This window comes from Halomonas eurihalina (assembly GCF_008274785.1).
Lineage (GTDB): Bacteria > Pseudomonadota > Gammaproteobacteria > Pseudomonadales > Halomonadaceae > Halomonas > Halomonas eurihalina.
The window spans coordinates 129,468-155,769 of sequence record NZ_VTPU01000007.1; the positions used below are offsets into that span (position 1 = coordinate 129,468).

The 26,302-nt window shown below is 61.7% G+C and carries 20 protein-coding genes; 8 read left to right on the forward strand and 12 right to left on the reverse strand.

The annotated features are described in order from the left end of the window. The first annotated feature begins 57 nt into the window (after nt 1-57). The 3 genes from recC to recD are packed head-to-tail and all read left to right on the forward strand — an operon-like array spanning nt 58 to nt 9,907. Entirely contained in the window at nt 58-3,765 is a 3,708-nt protein-coding gene (gene recC / locus FZZ93_RS08900; RefSeq protein WP_149321971.1) for an exodeoxyribonuclease V subunit gamma, read from the forward strand. Beyond that, nucleotides 3,762-7,739, forward strand: a complete 3,978-nt coding sequence (gene recB / locus FZZ93_RS08905) for an exodeoxyribonuclease V subunit beta (protein ID WP_149321972.1) — start codon at nt 3,762-3,764, stop codon at nt 7,737-7,739. Before recC ends, recB begins: the two co-directional genes overlap by 4 nt. Then, a complete protein-coding gene (recD, locus tag FZZ93_RS08910) occupies nt 7,736-9,907 on the forward strand; it encodes an exodeoxyribonuclease V subunit alpha (RefSeq protein WP_149321973.1) in 2,172 nt (723 codons plus the stop codon). The genes recB and recD overlap by 4 nt, the downstream gene beginning before the upstream one ends. A gap of 193 nt (nt 9,908-10,100) precedes the next feature. On the opposite strand, the gene FZZ93_RS08915 is transcribed toward recD, so the two are convergent. From FZZ93_RS08915 to FZZ93_RS08925, 3 genes are all read right to left on the reverse strand, one after another. Then, nucleotides 10,101-13,295, reverse strand: coding sequence for a TrlF family AAA-like ATPase (locus FZZ93_RS08915; protein WP_149321974.1), 3,195 nt, complete (start codon nt 13,293-13,295; stop codon nt 10,101-10,103). A gap of 84 nt (nt 13,296-13,379) precedes the next feature. Further along, a complete protein-coding gene (locus FZZ93_RS08920) occupies nt 13,380-13,685 on the reverse strand; it encodes a hypothetical protein (RefSeq protein WP_149321975.1) in 306 nt (101 codons plus the stop codon). Then, nucleotides 13,672-14,046, reverse strand: a complete 375-nt coding sequence (locus FZZ93_RS08925) for a DUF427 domain-containing protein (protein ID WP_149321976.1) — start codon at nt 14,044-14,046, stop codon at nt 13,672-13,674. The genes FZZ93_RS08920 and FZZ93_RS08925 overlap by 14 nt, the downstream gene beginning before the upstream one ends. Nucleotides 14,047-14,254: 208 nt before the next feature. Between FZZ93_RS08925 and FZZ93_RS08930 the strand changes: the two genes are divergently transcribed. Together FZZ93_RS08930 and FZZ93_RS08935 are read left to right on the forward strand one after the other, a co-directional pair. Beyond that, the gene (locus tag FZZ93_RS08930; RefSeq protein WP_149321977.1) at nt 14,255-14,890 is read left to right on the forward strand and encodes a 5'-methylthioadenosine/S-adenosylhomocysteine nucleosidase; all 636 of its coding nucleotides are present in this window, start codon (nt 14,255-14,257) and stop codon (nt 14,888-14,890) included. Between the two features lie 45 nt (nt 14,891-14,935). Continuing rightward, nucleotides 14,936-15,931, forward strand: a complete 996-nt coding sequence (locus tag FZZ93_RS08935; protein ID WP_149321978.1) for an ion transporter — start codon at nt 14,936-14,938, stop codon at nt 15,929-15,931. Here the strand turns inward: FZZ93_RS08935 and FZZ93_RS08940 are convergent. Then, on the reverse strand, nt 15,903-16,727 hold the full coding sequence (locus FZZ93_RS08940; protein WP_149321979.1) for an inositol monophosphatase family protein: 825 nt from the start codon (nt 16,725-16,727) through the stop codon (nt 15,903-15,905). The genes FZZ93_RS08935 and FZZ93_RS08940 overlap by 29 nt on opposite strands. Before the next feature lie 138 nt (nt 16,728-16,865). Continuing rightward, a complete protein-coding gene (locus tag FZZ93_RS08945) occupies nt 16,866-17,285 on the reverse strand; it encodes a helix-turn-helix domain-containing protein (RefSeq protein WP_149321980.1) in 420 nt (139 codons plus the stop codon). Between the two features lie 175 nt (nt 17,286-17,460). On the opposite strand from FZZ93_RS08945, the gene FZZ93_RS08950 reads away from it, so the two are divergent. Then, entirely contained in the window at nt 17,461-17,955 is a 495-nt protein-coding gene (locus FZZ93_RS08950) for a DUF2938 domain-containing protein (RefSeq protein WP_149321981.1), read from the forward strand. Between the two features lie 101 nt (nt 17,956-18,056). Here FZZ93_RS08950 and FZZ93_RS08955 read toward each other — a convergent pair whose 3' ends face one another. Further along, nucleotides 18,057-18,407, reverse strand: coding sequence for a VOC family protein (locus FZZ93_RS08955; protein WP_149321982.1), 351 nt, complete (start codon nt 18,405-18,407; stop codon nt 18,057-18,059). A gap of 247 nt (nt 18,408-18,654) precedes the next feature. Between FZZ93_RS08955 and mapR the strand changes: the two genes are divergently transcribed. Continuing rightward, on the forward strand, nt 18,655-20,064 hold the full coding sequence (gene mapR, locus FZZ93_RS08960; protein ID WP_149321983.1) for a GntR family transcriptional regulator MpaR: 1,410 nt from the start codon (nt 18,655-18,657) through the stop codon (nt 20,062-20,064). On the opposite strand, the gene FZZ93_RS08965 is transcribed toward mapR, so the two are convergent. From FZZ93_RS08965 to FZZ93_RS08975, 3 genes are all read right to left on the reverse strand, one after another. Next, nucleotides 20,038-20,682, reverse strand: coding sequence for a hypothetical protein (locus FZZ93_RS08965; RefSeq protein WP_149321984.1), 645 nt, complete (start codon nt 20,680-20,682; stop codon nt 20,038-20,040). The genes mapR and FZZ93_RS08965 overlap by 27 nt on opposite strands. A 239-nt stretch (nt 20,683-20,921) precedes the next feature. Beyond that, the gene (locus tag FZZ93_RS08970; RefSeq protein ID WP_149321985.1) at nt 20,922-21,239 is read right to left on the reverse strand and encodes a MoaF-related domain-containing protein; all 318 of its coding nucleotides are present in this window, start codon (nt 21,237-21,239) and stop codon (nt 20,922-20,924) included. Between the two features lie 92 nt (nt 21,240-21,331). Then, nucleotides 21,332-22,528 (reverse strand): MFS transporter, encoded by a 1,197-nt coding sequence (locus tag FZZ93_RS08975; RefSeq protein WP_149321986.1) that lies wholly within the window; start codon nt 22,526-22,528, stop codon nt 21,332-21,334. 87 nt (nt 22,529-22,615) lie between these two features. On the opposite strand from FZZ93_RS08975, the gene FZZ93_RS08980 reads away from it, so the two are divergent. Further along, entirely contained in the window at nt 22,616-23,170 is a 555-nt protein-coding gene (locus FZZ93_RS08980) for a TetR/AcrR family transcriptional regulator (RefSeq protein WP_149321987.1), read from the forward strand. Nucleotides 23,171-23,249: 79 nt separating this feature from the next. Here the strand turns inward: FZZ93_RS08980 and FZZ93_RS08985 are convergent, their stop codons facing one another. The 3 genes from FZZ93_RS08985 to nfsA all read right to left on the reverse strand — a co-directional run bounded on the left by FZZ93_RS08985 (nt 23,250) and on the right by nfsA (nt 26,147). Then, a complete protein-coding gene (locus tag FZZ93_RS08985) occupies nt 23,250-24,275 on the reverse strand; it encodes a MerR family transcriptional regulator (protein WP_149321988.1) in 1,026 nt (341 codons plus the stop codon). 95 nt (nt 24,276-24,370) lie between these two features. Continuing rightward, entirely contained in the window at nt 24,371-25,141 is a 771-nt protein-coding gene (locus FZZ93_RS08990; protein ID WP_149321989.1) for an SDR family oxidoreductase, read from the reverse strand. A gap of 268 nt (nt 25,142-25,409) precedes the next feature. Further along, the gene (gene nfsA, locus FZZ93_RS08995) at nt 25,410-26,147 is read right to left on the reverse strand and encodes an oxygen-insensitive NADPH nitroreductase (protein WP_149321990.1); all 738 of its coding nucleotides are present in this window, start codon (nt 26,145-26,147) and stop codon (nt 25,410-25,412) included. Between the last annotated feature and the right edge of the window lie 155 nt (nt 26,148-26,302).

The window sequence follows — 26,302 nt, forward strand, 5'->3', positions numbered from 1 at the left end:
TGACGCCACCGATTTGCGGCACCATGAAGGCACGCTCGCCGCCGCGAAGGAACCGCCATGCTCGCCACATCCGACACCACCCTGCAACCCGGCTTCATGGTGGTGCATGGCAATCGCCTGGAGGACCTGCGCGACCTGGCGGTGACCTGGATGCGCAGCCATCCGCTGACGCCGCTGGAAGACGAGACCATCCTGGTGCAGAGCAACGGCATCAGCCAGTGGCTCAAGCTCGCCCTGGCCGCAGATGATCCTCAGGGCAGCGGCGTGGCGGCGGCGCTGGACGTCACCCTGCCGGCGCGCTTCCTGTGGCAGGCCTACCGCAGTGTGCTGGTGCATCGCGATGGCGAGGGTGCCGTGCCGCCGGAGTCGCCGCTCGACAAGCCCCGGCTGATCTGGCGGCTGATGCGCCTGCTGCCCGCCCTGCTCGACGACCCACTGTTCGCGCCGCTGTCGCGCTTTCTGGCCGATGACGACGACCTGCGCAAGCGCCATCAGCTCGCCGAGCGCCTGGCCGACCTGTTCGACCAGTACCAGGTCTACCGCGCCGACTGGCTGGCCGCCTGGGCGGAAGGCCACGACGCGCTCATCGACGCCCGCGGCCAAGCCCGGCCGCTCGACGACGACCAGCGCTGGCAGCCCGCTCTGTGGCGCTACCTGCGCGACGACATTTCACAAGATCAGGGCGCGGCGGGGCTGGCCACCAGCCGCGCCCTGGTGCACAGCCGCTTTCTCGAAGCCTGCAAGGAACTTACCCCCGAGACTCGTCCTCCCGGCCTGCCGCGCCGCGTCATGGTGTTCGGCATCTCCTCGCTGCCCCGCCAGACCCTCGAGGCCCTGGCCGCCATCGCCCGGGTCAGCCAGGTGATCCTCTGCGTGCACAATCCCTGTCGCCACTACTGGGCCGACATCATCGAGCACAAGGACCTGCTGCGCGCCGCCCGCAAGCGCCAGCAACGTCGGCCCGGCATGCCCATCGAACTGGACGACACCCAGTTGCATCTCCACGCCCAGCCGCTGCTGGCCGCCTGGGGCAAGCAGGGCCGCGACTACCTGCGCCTGCTCGACGAATTCGACGACCAGGAAAGCTACCGAGCCCGCTTCGAGGCCGAGTCGCTGCGCATCGACCTTTTCGAGTCGCCGCAGGAAGGCTGCGACGCGCCCGGCCTGCTCCAGCAGTTGCAGGACGATATCCTCGAGCTGCGCCCGCCGAGCGAGAGCCGCGACATCTGGCCGGCGGTCGACCCGGAGCGCGACACCAGCCTGCGCTTCCATGTCGCCCACAGCGCCCTGCGCGAGGTCGAGATCCTCCATGACCAGTTGCTGGCCGCCTTCGATGCCGACCCGAGCCTCAAGCCCCGCGACATCCTGGTCATGGTGCCCGACATCGACACCTACACCGCCGCCGTTCAGGCGGTGTTCGGGCGATTGGCGCCGGACGATCCACGCCATATTCCCTTCACGCTCTCCGACCAGACCAGCCGCCACCGCCAACCGCTACTGATCGCCCTGGAGGCGCTACTGCACCTGCCCGAATCGCGGCTCAGCGTGGGCGAGCTGCTCGACCTGCTCGAAGTGCCCGCCCTGCGCCAGCGCTTCGGGCTCGACACCGAGGCACTGCCGGTGCTGCGACGCTGGATCGAGGGCGCCGGCATCCGCTGGGGGCTCAGCGCCGACCAGCGCGCCCGCCTCGACCTGCCCGACGGGCTCACCGCCAACACCTGGGCCTTCGGCCTGCGCCGCCTGTTGCTTGGTTATGCGGTGGGCGACAACGCCGACGGCCCCTGGCACGGCATCGAGCCGTTCGGCGACATCGGCGGCCTGGAAGCCGCGCTGGCCGGCCCGCTGGTGGATCTGCTCGACACCCTGGACACCCTCTGGCGCCACCTGAGCGAGCCTGCCGACGTAGCCACCTGGTGCCAGCGCTTGCGCGAGCTGCTCGCCGACTGCTTCAGCGCCGCCGACGAAGCCGATCTCACCACCCTGACCCGGCTCGAGGAACTGCTCGACGAATGGCGCGACACCACCGAGGATGCCGGCCTCGAGGAGCCCCTGCCGCTCTCGGTGGTACGCGAACACTGGCTTGGCCAGATCGACGGCAACAACCTCTCCCAGCGCTTCCTGGCCGGCGCGGTGAACATCGCCACCCTGATGCCGATGCGCGCCATTCCCTTCCGCCACGTCTGCCTGTTGGGCATGAACGACGGCGACTACCCGCGCACCCAGCGCCCGCTGGACATCGACCTGATGGGCCACGACTACCGCCCCGGCGACCGCTCGCGCCGCGAGGACGACCGCTACCTGTTCCTCGAGGCGCTGCTCTCGGCACGCGAGCGGCTGATGATCAGTTGGGTCGGCCGCAGCATTCACGACAACGCCCTCCAGCCGCCCTCGGTACTGCTCGGCCAGTTGCGCGACCACCTCGCCGACGGCTGGCGCCTGGCCGGGCACACAGCGGATGAGCAGGATGACGATGGCCAGGCGCTGCTCGACGCCCTGACCACCGAGCACCCGCTGCAGCCCTTCAGCCGAGATTATTTCCGCCAGCCCAACCACGCTGACGCCACCGCCACGCAGGCTGCCAACAAGGGGCTGTTCACCTATGCCCATGAATGGCGGGCCATCCACACCGGCCAGCCAGACGCGAATGAGCATCTTGAGCCTGGTTCTAACGCCGTATCGCCGAACACAGCCAGCTTGCCGGCAATGACCCAGGAAACCCCACTAACGCTCAAGCAACTCGGCGCCTTCCTCAAGGATCCGGTCAAGGCCTTCTTCAACACCCGGCTCGGTGTGTACCTCGAGCGCGAGGCTGCCGAAAGCCCCGACCACGAGCCCTTCGACCTCGACGGCCTGGCCCACTGGCAGCTCCAGAACGAGCTGATCGACGCCGGGCGACGCGCCGTGGAAGCCAGCGAGCCGCCCATGCCCGTCGTCGACGAGACCCTGGCGCGGCTCGAGCGCGAGGGCCGGCTGGCCATGGGCGGCTTCGCCCAGCGCATGCGCGAGGACCTCGTCGCGCCCCTGGACGATCTATTCACCAAATACGCCGAGCTGCTCGACGCCTGGCCCCACGCCCGGCCGATGCCGGCGCCGGTCTCGCTCTCGCTGGACGCCGACGGCGGCGAACTGGCCGTGGAGGACTGGCTCGGCGAGCTACGCGAGAACGACCAGGGCGAAACCTGCCGCCTGCTGCTGCTCACCAGCAGCCTGATCAATCAGAGCAAGTACAACTGGAAGCACTGGCTGACGCCCTGGGTCGAGCATCTGGCCGCCCAGATCGCCGTCGGCCCGGTGATCACCGAGCTGCGCTCCCGGGCCGGCGAAGGCACGCTGTATCCGCTGCCGGCAGACGAGGCCCGCGCCCGGCTGACCGCCATCGCCTCGGCCTGGCAGGCCGGCATGACCGCACCACTGCCGCTGGCCCGCGACACCGCCTTCGCCTGGATCGAGAAAGGCGGCGACGCCAGCGGGGTAGAGCGCTACCTGGGCGACATAGAGAAGGCCGAAGAAACCGACCTCAAGGCCGCCAAGGCTGCCGTCCAGACCCTGGAAGGCAACGACCACCAGGGCGGCGAACTCAGCCGCGACGCCTACCTGGCCCGCCAGTGGCGCGACTTCGACGAGCTGGCCCGCCACCAGGCCGCCGGCCGACGCTTCGGCGAACTGGCCGAACGCCTCTACGGGCCGCTGCACTATGCGGTGAAGGTCATCCAAAAACAGAAATCGGGCACCGCGAAGCGCCAGCCGAGGGGAGACAAGTCATGAGCGAACACGCCCCCAACCTGGACCCGATTCACCTGCCGCTGCCCGGCAGCCGCCTGATCGAGGCCAGCGCCGGCACCGGCAAGACCTTCACCATCGCCCTGCTCTACCTGCGGCTGGTGCTGGGACCGCGCAACGCCGACGACACCGCGGCCTTTCCCCGACCACTGACGCCACCGGAAATCCTGGTGGTGACCTTCACCAACGCCGCCACCCAGGAACTGCGCGAGCGCATCCGCGCCCGGCTCGTCGAAGCCGCCGACGCCTTTCAGGCCGATACCAGCGCGGCGGGGAAAGACGCCGAAGGGGCGTCTGGAGCAGGCCTTGAAGGAGGTCCGTCCCGGAACACCACCCCCGACCTCTTCGCCGAGCCGGCAGTGGATAACTCATCCCCGGAACAACACTCCGCGGATAACGACAATGCCAGAAGCCAGGATCCGCTGCTCGCCCTGCGCGACAGCTACCCCCGGGAAAGCTGGCCGGCCTGCGCCCGCCGCCTGCGCCTGGCCGCCGAATGGATGGACGAGGCCGCCGTCTCCACCATCCACGCCTGGTGCCACCGCATGCTGCGCGAACACGCCTTCGACAGCGGCAGCCTGTTCGCCCTGACCATGGAACTCGACCAGTCGGCGATGGATCAGGAGATCGCCCGGGACTACTGGCGAACCTTCTACTACGCCCTCGACCCCAAGGCCCTGGGCGTGATCACCAAGCACTGGGCCTCGCCGGACGCCCTCAACGAGGCCGTCGGCCGCCTGCGGGTCCACGCCGCCGCCCTGCCCGAGGCACCACCGCCGGCCGAGACACTGGCCAACGCCCGGGCCGAGCGCGAACGCATCCTCGGCGAACTCAAGGCGCCCTGGCCAGCCTGGGTCGACGAACTGGAAGCGCTGCTCGAGGAAGCCGCCGCCCGCAAGGCGTTCAATGGCCAGAAGCTCAACGCCAAGAACCGCGCCAACTGGCTCAACAAGCTGCGCGACTGGGCCAATGACCCCGAGGCCGTGACGCCCGGCCTCACCGATGCCGCCTGGAAACGCCTGACGCCGGAGGGCCTGGCCGAGATCTGGAAGGAAGGTCCGCCGCCAGAGCATCCCGCCCTGAACGCCCTGGTCGAACTGCGCGACCGCCTGGCCGAGCTGCCCGAGCCCTTCGCCGATCTGCTCTCCCATGCCGTTCACTGGATGGCGCGGCGCCGCGAGACGGTCCAACGCCGCCGCGCCGAGCTCGGCCCCGACGACCTCCTGCACCGGCTCGATGCAGCCTTCCAGGGCGAAGCCGGCGACACCCTCGCCTCGCGCATCCGCGCCCAGTTCCCGGTGGCGCTGGTCGACGAGTTCCAGGACACCGACCCGGTGCAATACCGACTGTTCGACCGCGTCTATCGACTCGCCGAGAACCGTGGCGTCGTTGATGACAGTGAAATGAGCGCGGCATCGGGCGCTGAAAAGGGCGCGGCTTCGGGCGCTGAAAAGAGCGCCGTGCTGTTGATCGGCGACCCCAAGCAGGCTATCTACGCCTTTCGCGGCGCCGATATTCACACCTATCTCCAGGCCCGGCGCGACACCGCCGGTCGCCACGTCACCCTCGGCACCAACTTCCGCTCCACCGCCACCATGGTCGCCGCGGTCAACCGCGTCTTCGAACACGCCGAGGCAAACAACGAAGGCGGCGCCTTCCTGTTCCGCCAAGGCGGAGAAGATCCCGTTCCCTTTCAGCCCGTCAGCGCCAAGGGACGCAAGGACTCACTGACCCGCGACGGCGCGCCTCAGGCGGCCCTGACCCTCTGGCACCTCGATTCCGAGATGCCGCTGTCGAAATCCGCCTACCTGCGGGAACTGGCCGCGCGTTGCGCCAGCCAGATGGTCGCGCTGCTCCGCGAAGGCCAGGCCGGCCGAACCGGCTTCACCGAAGGCGAGGATTTCCGCCCGCTGGCGCCGTCGGATCTCGCCGTGCTGGTCAACAACGCCGGCGAGGCGCGCGCCATCCGCCGCGCGCTGCTCGAGCACGGCGTGCGCAGCGTCTACCTCTCCGACAAGGAAGGCGTGTACGAGACCGAGGCCGCCGCCGAGCTGGAATTGTGGCTGGCCGCCTGCGCCGCGCCCGACGACGACCGCGCCCTGCGCGCCGCCCTGGCCACTCCCAGCCTCGGCCTGACGTTGGCCGAGCTCGACGCCATGAGTGGCGGCAACCAGCAGGACGAGTTGGCCTGGGAAGCCCGGGTGATGCAGTTCCGCGACTACCACCGCCAATGGCGACAGCGCGGCGTACTGCCGATGCTCCACCGGCTGCTGGCCGACTTCAGCGTGCCCGGCCGGCTGCTGGCCGTGCCCGAGGGGGAAAGGAGACTGACCGACCTCTTGCACCTCGGCGAACTCCTCCAGCAAGCCAGCAACGAGCTCGACGGCGAGCACGCCCTGCTGCGCCACCTGCGCGAGGCCATCGCCCGGCCGCAGGAGCAGGGCGAGGCCCATCGCCTGCGCCTGGAAAGCGACGCCGATCTCGTCCAGGTCGTCACCATCCACAAGTCCAAGGGGCTGGAGTATCCGCTGGTCTTCCTGCCCTTCATCGCCGCCGCCCGGCCGACAAAGAAAACCGACCTGCCGCTGCGCTGGCACGATGACGAGGGCCGGCTGCACCTCTCCCTGGAAGCCGACGAGACGATACGCGAGCGCGCCGATCACGAACGGCTCAGCGAGGACATGCGCAAGCTCTACGTCGCCCTCACCCGGGCACGGCACGCCACCTGGCTCGGCCTCGCCCCGCTGGAAGGCCTGGAGCACTCGGCCATCGGCTGGCTCGTCGCCGGTGGCCAACCGCTGCCGCCCGACGCTTTGCGCCCCGCGCTGGAAGCCCTCGACGACGCGGCTCATGATAGTACTCAGAGCGGCACCGAGGGCGGCACGGTCGTCGTCAGCGACGCCCCCGAAGCGGACACCACGCCCGTACCGCCGGACGACGACGAAGCGCCGCTGGCCCCGGCACGCCGCCCGCAACGCACCATCCGCGAACACTGGTGGATCGCCAGCTACTCGGCGCTGGGTTATTCAAGCACTAGTTATTCAAGCAATAGCTATTCAGCCATGGGCAGCGACGACTCGGCGCCCGCGTCGCGCAGCGAGCCCACCACGCCCAGCGAGGAAAGCGCCCGCGAGGTCCACGACGAGCCCCGCGACAGCGGCGCCATGCCTGCCAATAAAGAGCCGGTGAGCGAGGGCTCACTGCATAGATTTCCTCGCGGCCCCTCGGCGGGCACCTTTCTCCACGGCCTGCTGGAATGGGCCGGCCAGCACGGCTTCGCCCGGGTCGCCGAGGACGCCGAGCTGCGCGACGAGACCCTGGCCCGCCGCGCCAACCGACGCGGCTGGGAGAACCAGATTCCCGCCCTCGTCGAATGGCTGCCCAGCCTGCTGAGCGCCGAACTCCCGGTTCCTGACAGCCCAGCGGAGACGGCCACGGACGACACCCCGCTGCGCCTCGACCGGCTCGACAGCTACAAGATCGAGATGGAATTCTGGCTGGCCGCCCACCGGGTCGACACCCGCCGGCTGGACGCCCTCGTAAGCACTCACACACTCGGCGGAAGGCCTCGGCCGGCGCTCGACCCCGACCGGCTCAACGGCATGCTCAAGGGTTTCATCGACCTGGTGGCGGAACACCAGGGGCACTATTACGTGCTCGACTGGAAATCCAACCACCTGGGGGCGGACGACGCCGCCTACTCGCCCGAGGCCATGATGGATGCGGTGCTCGAGAAACGCTACGACGTGCAGTACTGCTTGTACCTGCTGGCCCTGCACCGGCTGCTCCGTTCCCGCCTGCCGGACTACGACATCGACCGCCACCTGGGCGGCGCGCTCTACGTCTTCCTGCGCGGCACCCGCGCGCCCTCGCGCGGCGTGCATGCCGAGCGCCCATCCCGCGAACTGATCGAAGGGCTCGACGCCCTGTTCCGCGACGCCGAGGAGGCCGCCGCATGACGCCGGATATCACGACTGTTTCCCCCGAGCGCGCCCTCGACGATCACGAAGCGTTGTTCGCCCTGCTCGAGCGCTGGGTGGCACGCGGTTGGCTGCGCTCGCTCGACCGCGCTTTCGCCGATTTCCTGCGTCGCGAGGTAAGCGAGGCCTCACCCGCACTGCTACTGGCCGCAGCACTCGCCAGCCACCAGCTCGGGCGCGGGCATGTCTGCCTCGATCTCGCCCTCACCCTGGAAACGCCGGATCTCGCCCTCTCGCTGCCCCCCGAAGGCGACAGCCTGGAAGAACCGCCGCCGCTGCCCAGCCAGGTAATGGCCGGGCTCGATGTCGCCACCTGGCGCGCCGCCCTGCACCAGCCCGAGCTGGTCGGCGACGGCCCCGGCGCCACGCCCCTGGTGCTCGACGGCGACGCCGAACGGCCCCGGCTGTATATGCGCCGCTACTGGCAGCACGAGCAGGATATCCATAGCCGGATCTCAACACGGCTCACGGTCGATGAAACGAGCGTGGAAGCCGCCAGCCTGCGGCCACTGCTCGATACCCTCTTCGCGCCCCGCGACGAGCTCGACTGGCAGAAGACCGCCTGTGCCCTGGCCACGCGTTCGCGCTTCGCGGTGATCACCGGCGGCCCCGGCACCGGCAAGACCACCACCGTGGTACGCCTGCTCGCCCTGCTCCAGGCTCTCACCCTGGGCGCCGGCGAGCCCGCCCTGCGCATCCGCCTCGCCGCGCCCACCGGCAAGGCCGCCGCCCGGCTCAACGAATCCATCGCCGGCCAGGTCGGCCAGTTGCCCTTCGACGCCCTGGCCAGTCAGGCCGAGATCGAGACAACGCCGAGCGATGGCGAGACAAGCCCCGCCGCACGGCTCCACAAGGCCGTGCCGCAGGACGTTTCCACGCTGCACCGCCTGCTCGGCTCACGCCCGGATACACGACGCTTCCGCCACGACCGCCATAACCCGCTGCCGCTCGACGTGCTGGTGGTCGACGAAGCCTCGATGGTCGACGTGGGCATGATGGCCGCCCTGCTCGAAGCGCTGCCGCCCCACGCCCGGCTGGTCCTGCTCGGCGACAAGGACCAGCTCGCCTCGGTGGAAGCCGGCTCGATCCTCGGCGACCTCTGCGCCCGTGCCGATGGCGGCCACTACACCCCGGCCACCGCCGACTGGCTGAATGATGCCACCGGCCAGGCGCTGCCCGGCGACTATCTCGATGCCGACGGCCAACCGCTCGACCAGAGCATCGCCATGCTGCGCGTCAGCCACCGCTTCACCGCCGACAGCGGCATCGGCCAACTGGCCGCCGCCATCAACGCCCCGCTCGAGCGTGAGAACGAGCCCGCCGAGCAGCGCCGGGCGATTCAGCAGGCACTCAGCGCCGGCTTCGCCGACCTCTCGCACCTGAAGCTGCCCAAGGACGACGAACGCCGCCTGGCCCGTCTCGCGGTGACCGGCTATCCCGAAGGCTTTCCCAAGGCCGAGACAAGTACCGCCGCCGCCGGCAGAACGCCGCCGGTCGGTTACCAGCACTTTCTCTCGATCATGGCCGAACAACGCCCGGCGGACGACGCCGATCAAACGGCCTTCGACGACTGGGCCAGAAAAGTGCTCGAAGCCCACGGCCACTTCCAACTGCTGTGCGCCCTGCGGCGCGGCCCCTGGGGCGTGGAGGGCCTGAACGAACGCGTGCGCCAGGCACTGGAAAAGGAAGGACTGATCGACAGCCAGGACGGCCGCCACCTCTGGTACCCCGGCCGCCCGGTACTGGTGACCAAGAACGACTACGGCCTAGGGCTGATGAACGGCGACATCGGCATCACGCTGGCCATGCCGCGCCCCGACGCCAACTCAAGCGACAACAACCCGCGCCTGCTGCGTGTCGCCTTCCCCGCCGGCGACGGCAGCGACCGCATCAAATGGGTACTGCCCTCACGCCTGCAAGCCGTGGAAACCGTGTTCGCCATGACCGTGCACAAATCCCAGGGCTCGGAATTCACCCACGCCGCCCTGGTACTCCCCGACGCCCCCAATCCGATTCTCACAAGGGAACTGGTCTACACCGGCATCACCCGCGCCCGCCACTGGCTGACGCTGGTGGAAACCGGCCGGGGGCAGCTACTGGACGCCGCGCAACGGAGAGTGATGAGGGTAAGTGGGTTGGGGAGTTGATGGGCAGCGGCTCGCTTATGTAAGTCGCATAGGAGATCAGCTTTCGGCCATGAGCGGTCTTTCATACCGCCCTCACATAATGCCCGGCTCACGCGCCAGTTTGGAACCGCGAAGCAGCGGAAAATCGGTCGCTGTACAGCCGATTGTTATGTAGGTCGAAACTGGCGCAGCTACAGGATACACAAATATAACTTCAATAATATTTGCGTTTCCGTGTATTGAACGCAGGCATAGCACCTTCAAGCACCTCAACTATTTTTTGATTTACGGCTTTATCTTCAATACTTCCCGACAACGTTGAGAAAGTGTAGAAATTCTCTTTATCCAGTTCAACATATATAACTTGCTCAGCGTCAGAGACAACAGCAAGATTGGGATTGTGAGTAACCATAATAATCTGTCGCTTCTGTTTTGCTGCCCTAATAAATGGTACCAGAACAGTCGCGACACTATGGTTGTCAAGATTATCCTCTGGTTGATCAATAATCAATGGAATATCATTATTATCTAACAGAAGGTAGAACACTAGAAGCAGAGCGCCCCTTTCACCTGGAGATAGTTGCTCCAGCTCTTTATCACCCTGCTTGAGTTGATAGTTATAACTAAGAAAATCCAATGAAAACAAGTAGTCATAAAGGCCTTGCATGTCTTTAACTTGCTGGGCTATATCGCGGGGCACGTTATTTTGCCCTGGCCTTTTGTCATATCTAAACGCTTCCATCAATTTATTCAGGAAATCTAGAACGTTATCTTTATCATCAAAATCAATTTCACTGGCTAATGCATTTACCTCCTTCTCGCCTCCGCCCTTGGAATGGAATGACCCCATTCTATTCTGAAGAATATATCCTAAAAAGCTAGAAACAAAACCCGATGACTTAACTAGCGAAGCATCAACTTCTATCTTATAATTTTTCAAAGTGCCCGAGTTTTTGGCTATAATTTCATTCAGCTTACTTCTAGCATTCTTGTAAACGCCTATAACCTCCTGCTTTTTATCAAATATTTCTCGAGCTATATTTCTACGCCTTTCATACTCTTCCTCTATCTGACTCGGCAGCCTTTCGTTCAAATAAACAAGTTCTGACTCAAAGAAATGAATTGTATTTGGCGTTTCCCAAGTTCCAAGCAAAGCTTGCCTATCTTTCTCCCAACTCTCTTTAGCTGTGATATATTCTTGATATACTTGTTGTTCCGAATCCAGTTTACCTTTCTCAATCTTCAATAATTTCTTTTTATCTTCAAGAGTGTCGTAAAGCGACTTTTCAATACCCCCTCTTTCATCAGCATTACTGTGTTCAACTTCACCTAAAAGTAGCTTGCTGGCATCGAGTTCTTTTTCCTCTAACTCCAAAAGCTGGTACATTTGTGACAAATCCACTTCTACTGATATCAGCTTTTCTATATCAACATCCAACCCAGACAACTTTTCATCAACTTCATCAATAAAACTAGCAAACTCGCTCTTCTTCTGCTTTACAGAAGAAATTACATTATTCAGCTTTTGAATTTTATTTATCGAACTCTTTTTGTTAATCTCGGATTTTTTAATCGAACCTTCAAGCCCTTCAATCTCCGACCTAATATTAGAAATTTTATTGTTAATTGATTCATGCTTTTCCTTTTTAACTGGATCTTCGTTTGGATTGGAGACTGGAGTAGGCTCCTCCAGTGCTTCAAGCTCTTCTTTCTTCTTTTTAAGCTTATTTTCGACTTCTGTCTTATAAGACAGTGTCGCCTTTCGCTCCAAATCAATTATAACTGAATTTATATTTCTAATATCTGAAGCTAATGCATCAATATCCTCATTCACTGCCACAGTTTTTTTATCTATCAGCTCTTTAAATGACAACGCCCCTAGGTTTTCTGTCTCAGGTATGTGAGAAAAAACAACGCTTTCTATTTCTTCTTGAAACTCAGACGCAGAACTAATTTCATTAGTAAGTCTTTCAAAACGCCCTTGAGGCAAATATTTTACTTCTAGTACATCGGTATCCGCAGGAGACTCATCTAAGTTCTTCGTGTTTTCATTACCGCTTTCCCAAGCAACCTTCGCTTCAAAGCTTTTCGCCAACCGTCCATTTTTCATCCTAAACTTATTAGGTGTCAAGAAAGAAAAATCATTATTATCATGGTAATTAGAACAAAGAGAAAGTATGTCAGCAATCGCACTCTTGCCGCTACCTTTATTGCCAATGACGGCCACTAGCTCACTATTAAATGGTATACAAACATCTTTGAACCAGACATTATTTTGATCAGAATATCCCTCAACTTGGGTGATGGTTAATTTTTTTATATACTTTGTCTTATTTCTTGAAACCCTTTCCAATAATGGTGGAAAACCACCCACAAAAACTCTATCCTGCGGCTCGTTTATCGCTTGCTTCAAACCATCAAAAGTTGGGTCTGCCTTAAGCCAAGTAAAGCATTTCCCTATGCGATCCTTGTCTTCAGAAGACGAAAAGTCATGTGCATCGCTACAATCAAGAAGCAAGTCATTTACCCCTTGATTAGTCAATTGAGATTTTGCCTCCATAAAACTCTCTACAGATTCTGCAGAAGTAAATACGATATCGGCATCATTAATTATAGACTTTTTAGTCGCTATCGATGCTTTACTCCACCTCAGTTCCGCCCACTCAGTTTTACCTATTGCAATCAAATATTTTCCAGAAAAACAGTCTTTCTTTAAGGCGTCAAATATTCGCTCTTCTTTGACATTAAGGTTATTAAACCCTTCAGATAAATCTGATCCATACTTGTGGAGCTGATCATTTGGCACGGATCTCTTTATTGTAGCTCCCAGTTCTTCAACGCTTTCAGGAGTAATGGAACGGGACCAGTCACCTCCAGTTTCTAATGTGTAGCTCTGCTCAAGTGTATTAAGAAATTGGCTCTGTATAGTTTCGCATGGCACATCATCTGAAAAAATTACGTGAAGATTTATCCTCTTCAGACTTCCAAACTGGATCCCAGCAAACTTCTCGATTCTAAACTCCACTACTGGAAGAAGACTTAAACCAGCAAGCCTTCCATTAAACTCCTTCTCATGTAACAGCCTCTTGTAGCCGTCAATAAAAAAGTAATCATTAACCCCGATTACAGAAAACTCAGGAGGCAAAGACTCAAGATCTTTTATATATTTTTCCCACGTTTCCTCGCTATCCCCACCATAATTCTGATATACAGATAAAGGAGTATGGACATGCAAGTCCCATTTTCTCCACTCAGCGCCCTTTGGATAATTTTTTTCAATGTATCCCCCATCACAAACTCTCATATAATCATAAAACTTACCAGACTTATTCACATCAAATGTTGCGCAATCAGGGGAGCACTTCAGACTTCGACTTCCAAGCCATGACATGAGCAAAACTGGCAACATAAACTCACCAGACAATCGGCACAGCAAGTCCCAAAGGCCATGTGCTCAGATAGTATCAATAGCTATACCCCCTAATTAAAATACCTATATTCGCTCCGCTTGCTTTAGAAAAGCAACCAAATTCCCACTATTTATAGGATCCTTTTTCATCCCGACCCTCTCCCAAAAATCGAAAACTTCTTGTTCATGCACATTGGGACTTCCCCCTCCTCCAGTTGAAGAAGGGCAATCACCAGCGGATAGCAGAACGTTCACATCACCACTCCTAATTTTGACGATCACACAAACTGACTGCCCCGCCTGCTGACGGCCCTTAATCTGATCATGGATCCAGTTTGGATTAATTTCACTCCATTCCCGTTCCATATCATTTACTTTAACTTTGATCATAAAATTTTACTCCTCCGAGTAAAAATAATCGGGGACAGTCGCAGCTCTCAAAAGCCAACCGGCCGGCAATGGCCGCCGTCTCGTCAATAGGATGCTCATAGCTCCAGGCCACATCGGCGATATCGGGCAACGAGTAGTAAGTGCTGTCGCCCTTAAAGGGGCAATGAGTCACGGTCGTGGAGACGGTGAGTTTTGACATATCCACATCGAATTGCGGCAGATACTGTCGATGTGGATAGCCTTTCTCGCGAAGCTCAATGCCGTCTCGGGTATCGGCGAGCAAAATGTCGCGATGGTATATCCGCACCCTGCGTGTATGCGGGTGTAAGGTGATGCGGGATCCAGCGGCGTGATTGGCCATCGGCAGGTCTCTTGCTGGTTGGCTTATCCATCAGCCTAGAAGGAGGGATGCAGAACGTCACCGTTTGGAGACACTTCTCTTCAACCATTAATCCACGTCTGTCTAATCGGGATACCCAAACCAGCACTAGCCAGGCTACTCAGCGCTTGGCGCTAACGCTGCCTCCCGCCATGATGGTGGCATTGACGGGCTGCGGGAGACTCTCGGGATGAGCAATACACCACGCACACCGGCGCCGCTGACGAGCCTCGGCGGTCGCTCGGTTCTCTTCGTGATGGCGGCGGATGCTGAATATGGCCCGCATCTCAGGGAGCGCTTCGTTCCCTTTATGACCGGCGTGGGTCCGGTCGAGGCGGCGGTGGAGCTCACTGCTGCATTGGCGGAGCTGCAGGCATGCGGGCAGCTGCCGGACCTGGTGGTGTCGCTGGGCTCGGCGGGCAGCCGGGAGCTGGAGCAGACCGAGGTCTATCAGGCGACTTCGGTTGCTTACCGCGACATGGATGCCTCGCCGCTAGGCTTCGAACCGGGCATCACGCCCTTCCTCGACCTGCCGGCCACCCTCCCCTTGCCGCTGCGCATTGCCGGGATTCGCGAGGCGACGCTGTCGACCGGCGCCGATATCGTCTCGGGCGCAGCCTACGACACCATCGACGCCGATATGGTAGACATGGAGAGCTACGCCTGCCTGCGCGCCTGCACGCGTTTCGACGTGCCGCTGGTCGTGCTGCGCGGCATCTCGGACGGCAAGGCAGAGCTGCACCACGTCGACGACTGGACGGCGTATCTCCACATCATCGACGAGAAGCTGGCCACCGCCGTGGATCGTCTGGGCGAGGCACTCTAGGCTGGGAAGGAAAGGACGTTCCGCCACCGCATAAGGAGAGCAAAGATGCCCGCCACCCGCACGACCTCACCCGCCCTGGAACGGGCCCACCTGGTGTGGGATCTGCTCATCATCGTGCTGGTGATCGCCAACCTGGCGCTGCTGCTGTTCGACAGCCTCTTCCTGCTGCCGCCGCTGAACGCCGCCTTCGAGGCCGTGGCGCCCGGCCTGCACGGTGCCTACGACGAACACATCCATGCCAACTTCCTCACCATCGACCTGGCGTTCGTGGCCGTCTTCCTGCTCGACGTGCTGCTGGGCTGGGCAGTGGCCATCGCCGAGCGGCATTACCACCGCTGGTTCTTCTACCCCTTCGTGCACTGGTACGACGTGCTCGGCTGCATCCCGCTGGGCGGCTTTCGGTTGCTGCGTATTTTGCGTGTCATCTCGCTGCTGCACCGCCTGCAACGCATGGGCCTGATCGACGTGCGCCGCTGGTACCTCTACAGCGTGGTCGCCAAGTACTACGACATCCTGCTCGAGGAGCTTACCGACCGTATCGCCATCCGCATGCTCGACAACGTGCAACAGGAACTGCGCGCCGGCGACGGGCTCTCGGCACCGGTGATCGAGCGCGTGGTGGAGCCTCGCAAGCAGGCGCTGATCCGCGAGATCAGCCAGCGGCTGGAGGGCATGGCAGGAGACACCTACACACACAACCGCGACGACATCCTGCGCTATGTGCGTGGGCTGGTCGGCCGCACCCTGTCGGAGAGCCCGGAGTTCAAGCGGATTACGCGCCTGCCGCTGGGTGGCCAACTGGCCCAGGGGCTCGAGGCCTCGCTCTCCGACCTGGCCTGCCATCTGGTCGACGAGGCCCTGGCAGGCCTGAAATCGACGGAGTTCTCCACCCTGGTGGAGCAACTAGCCGAGAGCGGCTTCGATGCCTGGCTGCACACCGACCCGCAGACCGAACAGATCACCGAGCAGGTGCTGGTGGACATGCTGGAGCTGCTCAAGGAGCAGATCGCGGTCAAGGGCTGGCAGCACAAGTACGAGTGAGTCCGCCGGCGGCCAGTATCTCGAGCAACTCGCCATGCCGTTCGGAATGCGCCACCAGCAGGCTGGCCCACTCGTCAGGTGTCGGGTCACCGGCAAGATCGGTAACCGTGCAGCCGGCCTCGCGGGCGATGACGATGCCGGCGGCGACGTCCCACAACTCGAGCCGAGCGCCCTCAGACCAGAAGGCATCGAAGCGGCCTAGGCCAGCATAGGCGACCTCGAGGGCCGCCGAGCCGGGCACGCGGATGCCGGCAACTCGGGGCATCAGCGTCGTCAGTTGGGCCAGGCTGGTCGAGCAGTCACCCTTGTCGTGATAAGGCAGGCAGGTGGCGACCAGCATCTCGTGCAAGCCCCGGGCCGGCGGCACGACGATGCGTTGCTCGTTGCGATACGCGCCTTCCCCCGCCACCGCCCACAACATCTCGTCCAGCAGCGGCTGATAGACCACGCCATGGGTCAATGAACGGCCCTGGCGCACGGCGATGGAGACCGAGAAGTGAGGCACCCGATGCAGGAAATTGTTGGTGCCATCCAGGGGATCGATGATCACCGTGGTATCGCCGGACGCGGACGGTGTCGCGCCGCTTTCCTCGCCCAGGAACGCCAGCCCAGGATGGGCACGTTGGAGGCTGTCGATGATGGCCTGCTCCGCCGCGCGGTCGTAGTCGGTCACGAAATCGGAGGCGCCCTTGGCTTCGAAGTCGATGGCACCGGCGGCATGATAACCCTCCAGCAGATGTCCACCGGCAACGCGGGCAGCGTGTTGCAATGACGCGATCAGAGACGACTCGTGCATGATTCCTCCCGGTAAAGCGCGGAACGCGCGACGCGACGATGCATCGCCAATGCCATGACGATAGCAGCGCAAGATGTCCGCGGGATGGCAGCGAGGCCGCCAGCATGTGCTTTCACCACGAGAAGTCCCTTCTTTTCACTACCGCGTCGGACGGACCTTTTTTCGCATCCCCTGGCGCGTCAAGGCGATCCTCATCAGGCGCTGAAAGGTCGGGCATTCCAGATGGCTAGGAGCCGTGCAGGTCGCTGCATGACGCAAGCCATCACGCAGCGCGCTCAATTCCTTGATATGCCGATCCACAGCGTCTGCCTTGGCCGCCAGCATGTTTCGGTCGATGCTTGGCTCCTTCTCCTGTCCAAGCATTTCGCGGATCTCGACCAACGAGAACCCAGCAGCCTGCCCCAACGCTATCAGCGCAAGACGCGGCAGCACATCGGGCTCAAAGACACGACGCAGGCCTTTCCGCCCGATGGATCGAATAAGCCCGACTTCCTCGTAATAGCGCAGCTTCGAGGCGGGAACCCCGCTTTCGCGTGAGAGTTCAGAGATGTCCAGCATACGACTTGACTTCAAGTTGACTTGAAGTAGTAGCTTATTCGACCTCAGCCGACTTCCCAAGGGAATCCAATCTCATGATGAGTCTCGGTACCCATGATCGCGCCCCGCAAAGACAAGGTCGCGTCTACCTGGAGTGCCTGGAAATAAAAGAACTACTGGTAACAGGAGATCTGCAATGACCGACCTGATGATAGAAGCTTTGCCCATTGGAGTAGGCGCGACCCTCTTCATGGATGTCATCGCCCTGCTACGAAGTCGTCTGTTCGGCATTCCCTCGCTGAATTACGCGATGCTAGGACGCTGGGTGGGGCATCTTCCCAAGGGCAAGCTCGTCTATCGCCCTATCGACAAAAGCACGCGAGTTCGTGGCGAATCCGCGCTGGGGTGGGTTGCACACTATCTCATCGGGATCATTTTCGCCGTTGTATTTCTCGAGCTGGCAGGAGCGGAATGGCTCGAGCATACGACACTCGTACCTCCACTGGTGTTTGGTGTGCTTACGGTGCTCGTTCCCTTGCTTATCCTGCAGCCTTGCCTGGGGATGGGAGTCGCCGCTCGCAAGACTCCTCGACCGAGCGTCGCCAGGCTTCGCAGCCTCTTCACACATGCCAGTTTCGGCCTTGGCTTGTGGGTCGCAAGCCAGGGATACGCGCACATGCTTCAAGGCTGACGACTGACGCATATCAGCTCCGCTCCGGCCGATGCGGGTGAGAACCGTCATGGAGGCAAACCGATGCGAGGGACGATGCGCTGCCCGAAAGCCAGTTGCGCTCACTCATGTTGCAAGATATTGACGAGCTTGCCGAATGGATCGCGAACGTAGAAACGCCGCACGCCCCAGGGCTCGCTGACGGGGCCGTATTCGATGGGCACGCTCGCTTCCTCGAAACGTGCCAGCGCCGTCTCGAGATCATCGACTTCGATGGAGAGGTCGGGCACCTCGGTACCCGAGCCACCCTCGGCGCCAAAGCTTACCTGGACCCGCATCTGTTCCTCTGAACCGTAGGTGCGAAACCAGCCGTGATCCATGAGCCGCTCCAGGCCCAGGATGCCGCCGTAGAAGGCCTCCGCCTTGTCGAGGTCTTCCGTTGCCGTGTTGGCCATGATGCGTTTGACCTTCATGCGTCACCTCGTGCGTTGTTCTGCCATTACGTTCGATGAAAACGCCGAGTTGCTACCGGTAGCCGTCACTGTACGGCTATGCCGTGTGCCCTCTGACGCTCCCTTTGTGGGCGAAAACATAGCCGACCAGGATATGTACCTCCAATGAAGCAGCGCCAGGGATCGACAACTGCCTGCTCCTGCTCCAAGGGTTTCACTGCCGTGTTGGCCATGGTGAAATTGCCTCTCTGAAGAAGCCGGGCCACCGATGAAACGCTACGAACGCTTCGCCGACGAGATCGCCGAGTTGATTCGCAATGGGGTGCTGGCGCCGGGCGAGCGGATTCCGTCGGTGCGTCAGGCGAGCCGCCAGTACGGCATCAGCCCCTCCACCGTCTTTCAGGCTTATTACCTGCTGGAAGACCGCGGACTGATCGTGGCCCGATCACGTTCCGGCTATTACGTTCGCGAACAGGCACAGCGCGTGCTGCACGAACCGAGGATGACACCGAGTCGCCAGGAAGCCTCCGACGTCTCGGTCAGCGAGCTGGCATTCTCGGTGCTCGACTCACTCCAGGACACCGCGACCGTGCCGTTCGGCTCGGCCTTCCCCAGTCCGGATCTCTTCCCGCTCGCGCGCCTGGCTCGCAGCATGGCCAAGGGGCTGCGCGGGATGTCCGGCGACGACGTTCTCAAGGACATGACAGCGGGTGATGCCGACCTGCGCCGCCAGATCGTGCTGCGCTACACGCTGAAGGGCATGCCGCTGCCGCCCGACGAACTGGTGATCACAAGCGGCGCCATGGAGGCGCTGAACCTCGGGCTGCAATGCGTCACCTCGCCCGGGGACCTGGTCGCCATCGAGTCCCCCGCCTTCTATGCCAGCCTGCAGATCCTGGAACGCCTGAAGCTCCGGGCGGTGGAAATTCCCGTGCATCCCCGCGAGGGTATCGATCTCACGGTGCTGGCGGACAGCCTGGCTCGGCTGCCCATCAAGGCCTGCTGGTTCATGAGTCATCTGCAGAACCCGCTGGGGGCCAGTCTCGACCAGGAGAAGAAGCGCGAGCTCTACACCTTGATCAAGCGTCATCAGGTGCCGCTGATCGAGGACGACGCCTACGCGGAACTGCACTTCAGCACCTCGCCACCCAAGCCGGTGAAGCAGTTCGACGACGAAGGCCTGGTCATTCACTGCGGGTCGTTCTCGAAGAGTCTGGCACCGGGCTATCGGGTCGGCTGGGTAGCGGGCGGCCGCTTTGCGGAGCGCATCTCGCGCCTCAAGTTGATGACGACCATCTCGCCCTCTGTGCCGGCCCAGGCGGCCATCGCCGACTACCTACAGCACGGTGGCTATGACCGCCACCTCCGCCAATTACGCCATGCCCTGGAGACCCAGCAGGGGCAGATGCTGGCCGCAGCCTCGCGATGCTTCCCGGCCGAGACCCGGGCCACTCGCCCGGCCGGCGGCTACTTCCTGTGGTTCGAGTTCCCCGAGCGAGTGGATTCGCTACGCCTTTTCCACATGGCGCTGGAACAAGGCATCAGCGTGGCGCCGGGTCCGATCTTCTCCGCCACCCGGGGCTTTCGCCACTGCCTGCGCCTGAGCTACGGCCACCCCTGGACGCCGCGCAGCGAAGCAGCGATGGAGACGCTAGGAAAGCTGATCGACGCCTTCTGAGCCGTTCAAACGCCGGTTCAGTCGACCGATCTGCTGGATATCGTGAAGGTAGAAATCAAGCTTCGAGGCTCCATAGGCCAACAGTGCCGAGGCATAGACCAGCACCGTCAGCACGAGCAGGTTGTTGGCCCAGGCAAGCGCCGGCACGGCCACCGGATAGGCCAGCGTGATGATGCTCATCCCGCCCCAGAACAGCGCCAGCAGGCTGCAGACCATGATGAACACCAGCACCGGCCCGCGCCGATAGCGAACCGGCGGACGCGTCTTCCAGAATGGTAGGTGGGCGATGATCAGCTCGCCATTCGTCTCGACTCTTCCCCTACGGCGCAACAGCGGCTCCGCGAAGGCCTTCTGACTGCCGGACGCGACTGCCGCCAGCACCAATCGTGCATCGACGCCATCACCGAAAATACGCTGCACCGACTGCACGAATCCCGATGACGGCTCTCCGTCGGCACATCCTTCTGCCTCGTCGGCCAGCGTCTTCAGGGCCTGGTTCACCTGCTCCGGCCGTTCCTCCTCGTCCTCGAAGTTGATCGCGTAGTGCACGCTGTACACCTGATAAAGCGCGAACGTCACCCCCACGAAGATCAGGAAAAACGCAACGTATATCATCATGATAACCACTCACCACCCTGAATATCGGCCCATCATTACGGGCGTATTCACCCGCCCCTCCCCGGCCCGCCGCCTCGCTCGAGGCGGCACCGCAGGCGTGCCTGCCAGGCGGCCAAGATGACAGAAAAGTCAGAACCATAACAGGATCAGAAAATGGCGAAAAAACCGTATCAGTTTCACTCTATTAAAGAGCATCTCCAAGAAGCGCTTTCACAGGCATGCCCTCGGATCAGAGGTGCCTAGCATTCAATCCGGCCCGTCAAACGCATGAACCCTCCTTTCGCGGGGGTAACCGCCGTGTGTGCCGTATCAGTACCAAAATCCAGCACATGCACGATGGTGCTGCCGATATGCTCCTGCCAGGACAGCATCAGCACATCCTCGCGAATCACCACGGTTTCATACTCGACGGTATCGGAAAATCCCGCATTATCTCCGGCCACGATCTCCACTGTCAGCTTGCCTTCGGGCTCGACGGTGATGCGCGGAGTAAAGGTCGGAAAATGAATCGCGAACGTCTCTCCGGGGGTAAGGGGTAAGGTGGAGTCCATCGACATATTAACGCTATCTGCTTGATGAATGGTCTGATATCACCCCAGCCAGCGTAGCACCCCATGACGACATCCACTGCGGAGCAGTGTGTCACATATCACTCCGTCGCTTGTCTCTGGCTCAGCATCCCCACCAGCGCCATCAGCGACAGCCCGATGACGTAAGCGCCATAACCGTAGACGGTCGGCTCCAGCCCGAAATGTTGAGTGGCGATGCCGGCCACCATGGCGGGCAGGCTGGCGGAGAGATAGCTGACCACGTAGAGCACGGCCATCAGGGAGGCGCGTCCACCATCAGGCGCCAGCGCCATGATGGCGCGCATGGCCCCCATGAAGCCGCCACCAAAGCCTGGCCCGGCAATGGCAAAGCCTATCAGCAGGGTTAGGGTGCTATGGGTCGCCACGCCCAGCAGCACGATGCTCACCCCGAGCGGCAACAGGAGGCTGGATAACAGCAGGATGCGGCGCGTCGCCTGACGACGCAGACGCCAGACGCCGACGGCCCCCATCATCGAAAGCAGGCTGACCATGGCGCCGCCGATCATGGAGGTATCGATGCCGGAGACCTGCCTGGCCAATAGCGGCCCCAGCGAAAGGCTGAACCCACCGAGCGACCAAGAGGCGATGCAGGCGGGAATCACGCGTAGGAAGGTAGGCCGCACCGGCGCCGGGATACGGGCCGTCGGCCGCAGTGAGGCCAGAGCCCCGAAACGTGGCGAGACACTTTCCCGGGTTCCCCGCAGGCCGATCAGTTGCCAGATGAAGATCGCCGTCATCAGGATGAAGCCCAGGCGCATGGGATATGGCGCCAGGTCCACCAGCACGCCCGAGCACAGCGCGCCGAGCCCCATGCCGACGAGAGGCGCGACACTCGCCAGGATGGGGCCACGTCGATGATCGGTATCGATGATGGCGGCACCCAGCGCGCTGGTGGCGATCCCCGTGGCCAACCCCTGAAGCGCGCGAGCCACCAGCAGGATGGTGAGGTCGTGAGCCACCAGAAAGCAGAGCATGGAGGCAATCTCGATCGCCAGCCCGATGAAAATCACCGGCCGCCGGCCCATATATTCGGAGAGCTTGCCAGTCGTCAGCAGGGCCAACAGCAAAGTGAACATGTAGAGAGCGAATGCCAGGGTCAGCATGGGCGTGGAGAAATGCCAGCTGGCCTGGTAGAGCGGATACAGCGGCGTCGGCACGCCGGAAGCCGCCAGGAAGGCGACCAGCACCAGCGTATAGAAGAGCAGTTGGCGCGACGGGCCGGCGTTCTCCACCGTCGCCTCGAGTGGCAGGGCCATGGACGTTCCTTAAAGCAAAGAATTTGCGATATGCTGGAGACTAGGACCTAAAGACCCTTAAAGCAAATATTTTGCGTTAGAGGAATTATGGGCGAAAAATCAGCGGTCAGGCCGGGCGGGCGCAGCGCCCGGGTGCAACGAGCCGTACACGAAGCGGTGCAGGCACTGGACGAGGAAGTGCCACGGGACAAGCTCACCGTCCCGCAGGTTGCCGAACGAGCGGGCGTGACGCCTTCCACGATCTATCGTCGCTGGGGCAACCTGAAGGAGTTGCTGGCCGACGTGGCCGCCGAGCGGCTCCAGCCCGATGCCCCCGTAGCGGATACCGGCTCGCTGGAGGGCGATCTGATGGCCTGGGCTGGGGTATACATGGAGGAAATGCGCTCCACTCCTGGTCAACAGATGCTGGCGGATACCCTGGGCAGCGCCAGCACGGAACAACGCCAGCGTTGCCTGCAGGCCCAGCAGGACCAGCTGCGACTGATCCTGTCCCGCGCCGAGGCCCGGGGCGAGACGCCCCTGCCCACGGTCGAAGCCTTGCTGGATGGCATCATGGCACCGCTGACCTACCGCCTCTCCTACGCGCCGCAGACGCTCTCCAGGGCATGTCTGGAGCGATGGGTCGCCGCCACCCTACGTTGAGCTCAGGCATCGTTGCATCGCCACGCCCAGGGGCGATCGAAGAAAGCGCGTCTGGCCGTAAAAGGCATGGGTAGCGGCCTCAACCCGCCGTCAGACTCGCGACGGCCTGGCCTAGGTAGTCCTTCATGCGATCATTCATCCAGGTACTGTCCTTCAGTGCCGGTTCCTGCTCATTGGCCTGCCGGATCTTCTGGTGCGTGGCCGGGTCGTCGCCGGCAAAGCGTTGCAGCAAGGCCAGCCATTCCCGGGCCAGTTGTTGCGCGGCCAGTTCCTCCGGGCGCGTGCCCTGCTCCAGCAACTGACGCAGCCGGGCCATCAAGGGCGGCCACTCATGCATGCACTGCGGGTAGTTCTCCCGCATGACATCGAACTCCGCATCCGAGAGATAGCGTCGATAGAAGGTCAGCTTGTACTCGGCGAATGCCTGCATCACGAAATCCGACACCCTCTTGGGAATTCCCAGTTGCTCCTGGGCGTCAGGCTCGTTGGCATGCATGGTATTCAGCTTTTCGAGCAGGGCCGGGTCGCCGGCGGTATCACGCTCGAGTTTCTCCATCCAGCGCATCGCCAGGTCCCGCGCCTCGGGTGATGCGGGAGAGGTGCCCTGCTGCTGCAGCGTTTCGGCTTCCTTGACCAGGTCTTGCCATTCCGCCCAGCGTGCGTTGTCGGCCTGGTAGAGCGGCAATCGGTCGAGCTCCTCCGGGGAAAAGTAGCGGTCGTACATCGTCATCAACTCCAGTGTTTTCAGCCAGTCGTCCATTGCCGGTTCCTCGCCGTTCACGACCTGGCGATGCAGATTCGCCAGACGATCACGCAACTGATTCTTCTGCGCGATCTGTCGTTCCAGCAGGCGTATCTGTCGTTCGATGACGGTCGACAGCGGTGGAGACGGCTGGTCGAGCAAGGTGCCGATCTCGGCCAGCGACATGCCCAGGGAACGCAGCGCCTGTATGCGATGCAGGCGCGCGACATCCTGGCGTCGATAGAGCCGATAACCGGCGTCGGAACGCGTGGAGGGCTTGAGCAGGCCGATGTCGTCGTAATGGTGCAACGTCCGGACGGTCAGCCCGGTGCGTTTGGCCAGTTCACCGACACGTAACAGCATGCTTTATCTCCTCTCCTCCACGCGTGGCTGAAGTCTGGCGCCTCACGTCGCGTGAGGGTCAAATGCCCCGTAATAAAATCTCGCAACACGCATACTCAGGTCCTGTTGATGGACAATCCGCCGTCTACGAGCATCGCGCTGCCACTCACGAAACTCGAGGCCTCGGAGGCCAGGAATAGCACGGCCCTGGCAATTTCCTCGGGGTTGGCGATCCGCTTGAGGGCATGCAGCCCTTCGACGAAGTCCCGCACTTCCTGCGTCGCATCCGGTGCGTTCACCATGTTGGCAGGCGTATCCGCGCCGCCCGGGAGGATGGCGTTGACCCGCAGACCCTGCGCGCCGTGCTCGACGGCCAGCGTTTTGGCCAGTCCGATGAGGCCGGCCTTGCTCGCCGCATAGGCCGACATCCCGGGTATGCTGGCCGTGTAGCCGACGAAGCTCGAGGTGAAGATCAGCGAGCCACCGCCTCGCTCGAGCAGCGCCGGCACCTGGTGTCTGGCGCCCAGAAAAGCCCCGGTGAGGTTCGTTTCGAGCACCTGGCTCCAGTCGTCGCGCGTCAGCTCGGAGGTGGGGGCCATTCGTCCGATCGTGCCAGCATTGTTGAAGGCAATGTCGAGGCCGCCGAATCGGCCGATGGCCGCATTGACCAGCGCCTTGGCGTACGCTTCTTCCCGGACGTCACCCACCACGGCAATGGCGTCACCGCCCAGTGCCCTGATGTTCTCCACGACCCCATCGAGTTCTGACTGACGCCGCGCGCCAAGAACGACCTTCGCCCCTTCACTGGCGAACAGCAACGCCGTGGCACGACCGATACCGGAACTGGCTCCCGTGACGATGGCGACCTTTTGCCGGAGTGTCTGCATGATTTTCCCCTTTTTAGATGGATGAGGAACCGGTGATGCGAAGCACTCGCCATACACCTTGCGCCTCCCATGCCAACTCTCGTGGAGAGAGAAGGTTCGGGCACTCCGTTTCTTGTGCTCGAATCGGGATCGGGGGCTTCACGCACGACGCTCGCTCGACGCCCCGTTGGAGTGGGCGCCGAGCTAAGCGACTGGTTCGTGAATTACGAGGAAGGAGACGTCGTCCCAACCGAGTGTTGGGTCGCTGGCCATGGAGAGGATTGGCGACTCACTTCATCTCGAAGCCACGTTCGACCAGGAAGTCGCGCATGTGCGGACGCAGCTTGGTCTCGAACAGCGGCGTCAGGTTGTGGGACCAGTCGGAATCCTTGCGTCCAACACTACGCTGGCTGTAATAGCGCCGCATGGATTCATCGAAGGCGGCAACCTCTTCCGTATCATCGGTGTAGACGTCTTCCTTGAGGATCGCCTCCACTGGCAGGCGTGGTTTGACCTCCGGGAAATTCTCCTTATTCGGGTAGCCCAGGCACATGCCGAACACCGGATACACGTGCTTCGGCAGCCGCAGCAGGTCACTGATGGCTTCCGGATTGTTGCGGATACCGCCAATGTAGCAGATTCCCAGGCCCTCGGACTCGGCGGCAAGCGCCACGTTCTGCGCCATCAGCGCCGTATCGACGCTGGCCACCAGCAACTGCTCGGTCGTCCCTCGCGTGACAGCGGCACCGGTACGCTCGGATGCCTCGGTAGGCCGCTTCATGTCGGCACAGAACATCAGGAAGTCGGAGCAACTGACGATATAGTCCTGACCACCGGCCAGCTCGGCGATCCGCTCGCGATTGCTCGAGTTCTTTACGTGGATGACGCTGTAGGCCTGCACATGGCTGGACGTGGCAGCTGCCTGGCCGGCACGGATCAGCTCGAGCAGCGTCTCGCGGGGAATCCGCTGCTCGGTGAACTGGCGGATCGAACGGTGGGACTTCATCAGCTCGATGGTAGGGTTCATGCGGCCTCTCAGGATACAGAATCGGGTGGAACGAGCCCACCAAGATACTTAACCGGCTTACGTTCTTCCATCCCGACACCCCATCGCCAGCCCATCACCCCGCTTTCCACCTCCCCCATCGTGGTTTTCCGTATCCGGCTCCCTGCCTACTTCAC

Excerpts from the sequence above, each read along its gene's own strand:
- recC (WP_149321971.1), top strand. The coding sequence starts at position 58 with ATGCTCGCCACATCCGACACCACCCTGCAACCCGGCTTCATGGTGGTG.
- FZZ93_RS08935 (WP_149321978.1), top strand. The coding sequence starts at position 14,936 with ATGCCCGCCACCCGCACGACCTCACCCGCCCTGGAACGGGCCCACCTG.
- FZZ93_RS08975 (WP_149321986.1), bottom strand. The coding sequence starts at position 22,528 with ATGGCCCTGCCACTCGAGGCGACGGTGGAGAACGCCGGCCCGTCGCGC.
- mapR (WP_149321983.1), top strand. The coding sequence starts at position 18,655 with ATGAAACGCTACGAACGCTTCGCCGACGAGATCGCCGAGTTGATTCGC.
- recD (WP_149321973.1), top strand. The coding sequence starts at position 7,736 with ATGACGCCGGATATCACGACTGTTTCCCCCGAGCGCGCCCTCGACGAT.
- FZZ93_RS08970 (WP_149321985.1), bottom strand. The coding sequence starts at position 21,239 with ATGTCGATGGACTCCACCTTACCCCTTACCCCCGGAGAGACGTTCGCG.
- FZZ93_RS08940 (WP_149321979.1), bottom strand. The coding sequence starts at position 16,727 with ATGCACGAGTCGTCTCTGATCGCGTCATTGCAACACGCTGCCCGCGTT.
- FZZ93_RS08965 (WP_149321984.1), bottom strand. The coding sequence starts at position 20,682 with ATGATGATATACGTTGCGTTTTTCCTGATCTTCGTGGGGGTGACGTTC.
- FZZ93_RS08980 (WP_149321987.1), top strand. The coding sequence starts at position 22,616 with ATGGGCGAAAAATCAGCGGTCAGGCCGGGCGGGCGCAGCGCCCGGGTG.
- FZZ93_RS08925 (WP_149321976.1), bottom strand. The coding sequence starts at position 14,046 with ATGGCCAATCACGCCGCTGGATCCCGCATCACCTTACACCCGCATACA.
- FZZ93_RS08920 (WP_149321975.1), bottom strand. The coding sequence starts at position 13,685 with ATGATCAAAGTTAAAGTAAATGATATGGAACGGGAATGGAGTGAAATT.
- FZZ93_RS08915 (WP_149321974.1), bottom strand. The coding sequence starts at position 13,295 with ATGTTGCCAGTTTTGCTCATGTCATGGCTTGGAAGTCGAAGTCTGAAG.
- nfsA (WP_149321990.1), bottom strand. The coding sequence starts at position 26,147 with ATGAACCCTACCATCGAGCTGATGAAGTCCCACCGTTCGATCCGCCAG.
- FZZ93_RS08955 (WP_149321982.1), bottom strand. The coding sequence starts at position 18,407 with ATGAAGGTCAAACGCATCATGGCCAACACGGCAACGGAAGACCTCGAC.
- FZZ93_RS08950 (WP_149321981.1), top strand. The coding sequence starts at position 17,461 with ATGACCGACCTGATGATAGAAGCTTTGCCCATTGGAGTAGGCGCGACC.
- recB (WP_149321972.1), top strand. The coding sequence starts at position 3,762 with ATGAGCGAACACGCCCCCAACCTGGACCCGATTCACCTGCCGCTGCCC.
- FZZ93_RS08930 (WP_149321977.1), top strand. The coding sequence starts at position 14,255 with ATGAGCAATACACCACGCACACCGGCGCCGCTGACGAGCCTCGGCGGT.
- FZZ93_RS08945 (WP_149321980.1), bottom strand. The coding sequence starts at position 17,285 with ATGCTGGACATCTCTGAACTCTCACGCGAAAGCGGGGTTCCCGCCTCG.
- FZZ93_RS08985 (WP_149321988.1), bottom strand. The coding sequence starts at position 24,275 with ATGCTGTTACGTGTCGGTGAACTGGCCAAACGCACCGGGCTGACCGTC.
- FZZ93_RS08990 (WP_149321989.1), bottom strand. The coding sequence starts at position 25,141 with ATGCAGACACTCCGGCAAAAGGTCGCCATCGTCACGGGAGCCAGTTCC.